Origin of the sequence: Phycicoccus sp. (assembly GCF_035325325.1) — a bacterium.
In the GTDB taxonomy this organism is placed as follows: Bacteria; Actinomycetota; Actinomycetes; order Actinomycetales; family Dermatophilaceae; genus Phycicoccus.
In genome coordinates, this window is sequence record NZ_DAOLAC010000043.1 from 22,983 (window position 1) to 29,594 (window position 6,612).

4 protein-coding genes are annotated in these 6,612 nt (G+C 73.2%); 3 read left to right on the forward strand and 1 reads right to left on the reverse strand.

Annotated elements, in window-relative coordinates:
- Positions 1-9 precede the first annotated feature (9 nt).
- Positions 10-717: a response regulator transcription factor gene (locus PKA89_RS18210; protein ID WP_324421945.1), complete on the forward strand. Its 708-nt coding sequence runs from the start codon at positions 10-12 to the stop codon at positions 715-717.
- Positions 710-1,930, forward strand: coding sequence for a crosslink repair DNA glycosylase YcaQ family protein (locus PKA89_RS18215; RefSeq protein ID WP_324421947.1), 1,221 nt, complete (start codon positions 710-712; stop codon positions 1,928-1,930). Before PKA89_RS18210 ends, PKA89_RS18215 begins: the two co-directional genes overlap by 8 nt.
- 10 nt (positions 1,931-1,940) lie before the next feature.
- Here the strand turns inward: PKA89_RS18215 and PKA89_RS18220 are convergent, their stop codons facing one another.
- Positions 1,941-3,083, reverse strand: coding sequence for a GNAT family N-acetyltransferase (locus tag PKA89_RS18220; protein WP_324421949.1), 1,143 nt, complete (start codon positions 3,081-3,083; stop codon positions 1,941-1,943).
- A 197-nt stretch (positions 3,084-3,280) separates the two neighbouring features.
- On the opposite strand from PKA89_RS18220, the gene secA reads away from it, so the two are divergent.
- A complete protein-coding gene (secA, locus tag PKA89_RS18225) occupies positions 3,281-6,160 on the forward strand; it encodes a preprotein translocase subunit SecA (RefSeq protein ID WP_324421951.1) in 2,880 nt (959 codons plus the stop codon).
- Positions 6,161-6,612: the final 452 nt, after the last annotated feature.

Here is a 6,612-nt window from a genome sequence, read left to right on the forward strand (position 1 = left end):
ATGACGGACGTGGCCGGTGCGATGGACGACGACGGGGGTGGGCCCGGCGCGCCGTCGGGCGTCATCCGGGTCGTCATCGCCGACGACCACGCCCTCTACCGGCAGGGGATGGCGGTCGTCGTCGAGCTCGACGGCGCGGCCCGGGTCGTCGGTCAGGCGAGCAACGGCGAGGAGGTCCTCGCGGTGTGCGCCCGGCTGCACCCCGACGTCGTCCTCATGGACGTCCGGATGCCGGTGGTCGGTGGCATCGAGGCGGCGGCCCGCCTCCACGCCGCCGACCCCGGCATCCGCATCCTCATGCTGACGATGAGCGACGACGAGGGCGACCTCTTCGAGGCGATCAAGGCCGGAGCCAGCGGCTACCTCCTCAAGGACCTGCCCGGCGAGGAGGTCGCCGACGCCATCCGCCGCGTCCACGACGGGCAGGCCATCATCCCGCCCGGCATGGCCGCCACGCTGCTCCAGGAGTTCAGCCGGCTCAGCCAGGCCGACGAGCCCGGCGACCCGGCCGCCACGCACCTCACCGACCGCGAGGTCGAGGTGCTGCGGCTCGTCGCGCGCGGCATGGTCAACCGCGAGATCGCCGACACCCTGGGCATCGCCGAGAACACGGTGAAGAACCACGTCCGCAGCATCCTCGAGAAGCTGCACCTGCACTCGCGGGTCGAGGCGGCGGTCTACGCGCACCAGCAGCGGCTCGTCCCCCCGGATGGCTGAGCCGGCACCGGTCCGGCTCACCCGCCCCGCGGCCCGGCGCATCGCGCTCGCGGCCCAGGGCTTCGCGCGGCCCCGACCGGCCGACCCGACCGTGCGCGACCTCCAGCGCGTCGTCGACACCGTCGGCGTCGTCCAGATCGACAGCGTCAACGTCCTCGTCCGCAGCCAGTACCTGCCGTTCTTCTCACGGCTGGGACCGTACGACCCCGCCCTGCTGGACACCGCCCGCGACCGCGCCCCGCGCCGGGTCGTCGAGTACTGGGCGCACGAGGCCTCCCTCGTGCCGCCCTCGACGTGGCCGCTCCTCGACTTCCGGATGCGCCGGGCGCGGGAGGACGCCTGGGGCGGGATGGTCCGGGTGGCCCGCGACCACCCGGACCTCGTCGCCGCCGTCCTCGCCGAGGTGACCGCCGGCCGGCCGATGACCAGCCGCGAGGTCGAGGTGGCCCTCGCCCACGACCTGCCCCGTGAGCGGGACCAGTGGGGCTGGAACTGGTCGCTCGTCAAGAACGCCCTCGAGCACCTCTTCTGGTCCGGCGAGCTGTCCAGTGCCGGGCGTACCCCGCAGTTCGAGCGCCGCTACGCCTCCCCGGCGCGGGTGCTCCCTCCGGCGCTGCGGGCGCAGGCCCTCGACCCCGCTGCGCGCCCGCCGGACGACGAGGCCTTCCGGCGGCTGGTCGAGATCTCCGCGCGGGCCCACGGCCTCGGCAGCGAGCAGTGCCTGCGCGACTACTTCCGGCTCCGGCCCGAGCAGGCGCGACCGGCGATCGCCGCGCTCGTCGCCGACGGCACCCTGCTCCCGGCGGTCGTCGACGGCTGGCACCGCCCGGTCTACCTCCACCGCGAGGCCCGCCGTCCGCGCCGGGTCAGGGCCCGGGCGCTGCTCTCGCCGTTCGACTCGCTCGTCTGGCAGCGCGACCGCGTGCGCGCGCTCTTCGGGTTCGACTACCGGCTGGAGATCTACGTCCCCGAACCCGAGCGCGTCCACGGCTACTACGTCCTGCCGTTCCTCCTCGGCGACGAGCTCGTCGCCCGGCTCGACCTCAAGAGCGACCGCGCCGCGGGCCTGCTCCGGGTGCGCCGGTGCACCTGGGAGCCGGGCCGCGGCGACGACGAGGAGCGGGCCGAGCTCGCCGAGGAGCTGGCGCTCATGGCCGGCTGGCTCGGGCTGGGCGCCGGTGTCGCCTCCGACCCCGCCTCCGACCCCGTCTGAGGCGGGAGGGTCAGCGCTCGCGCAGCCGTTCCCAGTGCAGCGACTCCACCGTGCGTCCGTCGGGGAGCACGTCGGCCTCGGTCTCGCGCCCCCAGATCTCGAACCCGAGGGCGTCGAGGACGGCGTTGCTGCCGATGTTGTCCTCGGCGGTCTGCGCGACGAGCCGGCGCATCCCCATCCCGCCGTCGACCCGGGGGGCGAGCGCGTGGGCGGCGACGGCCCGCGCCGCCGCCGTCGCCACGCCGCGGCCGCGGGCGCTCGGCACGACCTGGTAGCCGAGCTCGGCGGTGTCGTCGTCGAGCGTGCCCTCGTGGACGAAGAGCAACGCCTCGCCGAGGGCCCGGCCGGTGGCCGCGTCGGCGACGCACCAGCTGACCGCCTCGCCGAGGGCCATCTTCTCGCGGCGGGTGAGCAGCCACTCGGGGAAGGTGTCGGGCTCGAGGATGCCGCGTGCCGGCATGTGGTGGGCCGGCTGGTCGCGGGGCTCGAGCGCGTCGACGTCCTCGTCGAGCCAGGGGCGCAGGACGAGCCCGCCGGCCTCGTCGGTGCGCAGGAGCTCGGGGTCGCACCACGGCGTGCGGGCCTCGAGGACGTCGTCGGGGCCGAGGCTGGCCTGCCAGGCGTCGAGCGGCGGGCCGCCGGCACCGTCCTCGAGTGACCCGGGCAGGGTGCCGTGGTGGGTGAAACCGCAGGCCCAGGCCACCCGCCACGACGCGAAGTTGCCGCGCTCGGCCCGCCAGTGCACGCGCGTGCCCCCCTCGTCGAACCACCACTGCGCGACGAGCCGGACGGCGGCGGCCATGAAGCCCCGGCCGCGCGCCCCCGGGTGGAGCGCGTAGCCGAGCTCGGCGACCCGGCCGCCGAGGCCCGGGCGCAGGTCGACGGTCCCGAGGTAGGTGCGCTCGGGGTCGTCGGCGGCGCAGAGCGCCCAGAGCCGGTTGCCCCCGGGGTCGTTCCAGCCCGCCTCGATGAGCGAGAGCCACTCGCGGCCCTGCTCCTCGCCGTACGGGCGCGGGACGCTGGTCCAGCGGACCGACTCGGGGTCGGTCGCCTGCTCGACGATCCGCTCGAGGTCGGTGGGGAGGTGGGCGCGCAGCCGGACGTGGCCGTCGGTGAGCTCGGGCACGACGGCGGGGAAGGTCGCCTCGGTCATGCCGCACAGCCAACCACCGGGCACCCCCGGGAGGGAACTCGGCCGGTCCCGGCGGCCGTTGGACCCCTCGGGGTGCCCGCGCGGGCCCGGCCCGCGGTGCTCGACGACGTGCTCGACTACCCTAGGCGGGTCCGGCGGTCGGGCAGCACCCTGCCGCCCGTGCCGACTGCTCCACCACCTACCAGGGAGTCCCACTCGTGAAGATCGTCGAGAAGCTGCTGCGTGCCGGTGAGGGGCGCATCCTCAAGAAGCTCGACAACATCGCGGCGCAGGTCAACGCGATCGAGGAGGACTTCGAGAAGCTCTCCGACGCCGAGCTGCGCGAGGAGACCGACAAGTTCAAGGCGCGCCTCGCCGACGGCGAGACCCTCGACGACATCCTCCCGGAGGCGTTCGCCGCCGTGCGCGAGGCGAGCAAGCGCACCATCGGCAAGCGGCACTTCGACGTGCAGCTCATGGGCGGGGCGGCGCTCCACCTCGGCAACGTCGCGGAGATGAAGACCGGTGAGGGCAAGACCCTCGTGGCGACCCTCCCGAGCTACCTCAACGCGCTGACCGGCAAGGGCGTCCACGTCATCACGGTCAACGACTACCTCGCGGAGTACCAGTCCGAGCTGATGGGGCGCGTCCACCGCTTCCTCGGGCTCGAGACCGGCTGCATCCTCGCGACGATGACGCCCGAGGAGCGCCGCGTCGAGTACGCGAAGGACATCACCTACGGCACGAACAACGAGTTCGGCTTCGACTACCTGCGCGACAACATGGCGTGGTCCACCGACGAGCTCGTCCAGCGCGGCCACCACTTCTGCATCGTCGACGAGGTCGACTCCATCCTCATCGACGAGGCCCGCACGCCGCTCATCATCTCCGGCCCGGCCGACGCCCCGACCAAGTGGTACACCGAGTTCGCCCGCATCGCCCGGCGCCTCGAGCGCGGCGAGCTCGAGTCCGGCCGCGGCGACTACGAGGTCGACGAGAAGAAGAAGACGGTCGGCGTCCTCGAGCGGGGCATCGACAAGGTCGAGGACCACCTCGGCATCGAGAACCTCTACGAGTCGGCGAACACCCCGCTCATCGGCTACCTCAACAACGCGATCAAGGCCAAGGAGCTCTTCCACCGCGACAAGGACTACGTCGTGATGAACGGCGAGGTCCTCATCGTCGACGAGCACACCGGTCGCATGCTCGCCGGGCGCCGCTACAACGAGGGCATGCACCAGGCCATCGAGGCCAAGGAGGGGGTGGAGATCAAGAACGAGAACCAGACCCTCGCGACGATCACCCTCCAGAACTACTTCCGGATGTACGACAAGCTCTCCGGGATGACCGGTACGGCGATGACCGAGGCCGCCGAGCTCAACTCGATCTACAAGCTCGGCGTCGTGCCGATCCCGACGAACCGGCCGATGATCCGCGCCGACCAGGCCGACCTCGTCTACCGGACCGAGGAGGCCAAGTACAGGGCCGTCGTCGACGACATCGCCGAGCGGCACGCGAAGGGCCAGCCGGTCCTCGTCGGCACGGTGTCGGTCGAGAAGTCGGAGTACCTCTCCGAGCAGCTGCGGCGCCGCGGCATCCGCCACGAGGTGCTCAACGCCAAGCACCACGAGCGCGAGGCCGCCATCGTCGCCGACGCCGGCCGCAAGGGCGGAGTCACGGTCGCGACGAACATGGCGGGGCGAGGCACCGACATCATGCTCGGCGGCAACCCGGAGTTCCGGGCCGTCGCCGCCCTCAAGGAGCGCGGCCTCGACCCGCACGAGACGCCCGAGGAGTACGAGGCGGCCTGGGACGCGGCGCTCGAGGCGGCCGAGGCGCAGGTGGCGGCCGAGCACGACGAGGTGACCGAGCTGGGCGGCCTCTACGTCCTCGGCACCGAGCGGCACGAGTCGCGGCGCATCGACAACCAGCTGCGCGGCCGCTCCGGGCGACAGGGCGACCCGGGCGAGTCGCGGTTCTACCTCTCGCTCGAGGACCACCTGATGCGGCTGTTCAACGCCGGCCTCGTCGACCGCGTCATGACGACCGCGAAGCTCGAGGACGACCAGCCGATCGAGTCCAAGCTGGTCACCCGGTCGATCCAGTCGGCGCAGGCCCAGGTCGAGGCGCAGAACTTCGAGATCCGCAAGAACGTCCTCAAGTACGACGACGTCCTCAACCGCCAGCGCACCGTCATCTACGACGAGCGCCGCCGCGTCCTCGAGGGCGAGGACCTCCACGAGCAGCTGCGCTTCTTCGTCAACGACGTCGTCGAGGGCTACGTCGACGCCGAGACCGCCGAGGGCTTCGCCGAGGACTGGAACCTCGAGCGGCTGTGGAGCGCGCTGCGTGCGCTGTACCCGGTCTCGGTGACGCCCGAGCAGCTCGAGGAGGCGGCCGGTGGCCGTTCGAACCTCACGGCCGAGACGCTCAAGGAGGAGCTGCTCTCCGACGCGCACCACGCGTACGACGCCCGCGAGGAGGCTCTCGGCGAGGAGGTCATGCGCGAGGTGGAGCGCCGGGTCATGCTCTCGGTCCTCGACCGCAAGTGGCGCGAGCACCTCTACGAGATGGACTACCTCCAGGAGGGCATCGGGCTGCGGGCGATGGCCCAGCGCGACCCGCTCGTCGAGTACCAGCGCGAGGGCTTCCAGCTCTGGCAGGCGATGAACGAGGCGGTCAAGGAGGAGTCGGTCGGGCTGCTCTTCCACGTCGAGGTCTCGGTCGACGAGCCCCAGGAGACGCCGGCGGTCGAGCCGGTGCACGTCTCGCAGATGCTCGGCGCGATGGCCGGCGCGGGCGGCACGGACGCGCTCGCCGCCCCCGAGGCCGACGACGCGCTGGCCACGTCCCCGGCCGGCGACGCCCTCGGCGAGGACGCACCGCACGTCGAGGTCTCCGGGGTCGGGGTCGGACGGCCGCGGACCGGCGCGCTGCACTACTCGGCGCCGACCGAGACCGGCGAGGTCGAGGTCCGCGGCGACCAGGGCGGCTCGACGGCGACCCTCACCGAGGACCAGCTCGCCTCGACGCCGAAGAACGCCCCGTGCCCCTGCGGCTCGGGCAAGAAGTTCAAGATGTGCCACGGGCGCCGCTGAGCAACGGCGCCCGACCCGGCCGGCACGCGGGCCGCATCCACCACGGATGCGGCCCGCTGCTCGTCCCGGTCGGGGTGGGTGCGGCTGCCTCGCCCGGCGTCGTGCTGCCTCGCCGGGGTCGTGCTGGCTCGCCGGGGTCGTGCTGACTCGCCGGGGTCGTGCTGGCTCGCCGGGGTCGTGCTGCCTCGCCGGGCCGTCAGGGCACCCCGTCGGAGCGCGGGATCACCGGCAGGGCGATACCTGACCGGCGAAGCGTCGGCGCTGCCTCGCCGGGGTCGCGCTGCCTCGCCGGGCCGCCAGGGCACCCCGTCGGAGCGCGGGATCACCGGCAGGGCGATACCTGACCGGCGAAGCGTCGGCGCTGCCTCGCCGGGGTCGCGCTGCCTCGCCGGGCCGCCAGGGCACCCCGTCGGAGCGCGGGATCACCGGCAGGGCGATACCTGACCGGCGAA

Bases quoted from the DNA above. Each gene is read 5' to 3' on its own strand.
- PKA89_RS18215 (WP_324421947.1), top strand. From the start codon at position 710: ATGGCTGAGCCGGCACCGGTCCGGCTCACCCGCCCCGCGGCCCGGCGC.
- PKA89_RS18220 (WP_324421949.1), bottom strand. From the start codon at position 3,083: ATGACCGAGGCGACCTTCCCCGCCGTCGTGCCCGAGCTCACCGACGGC.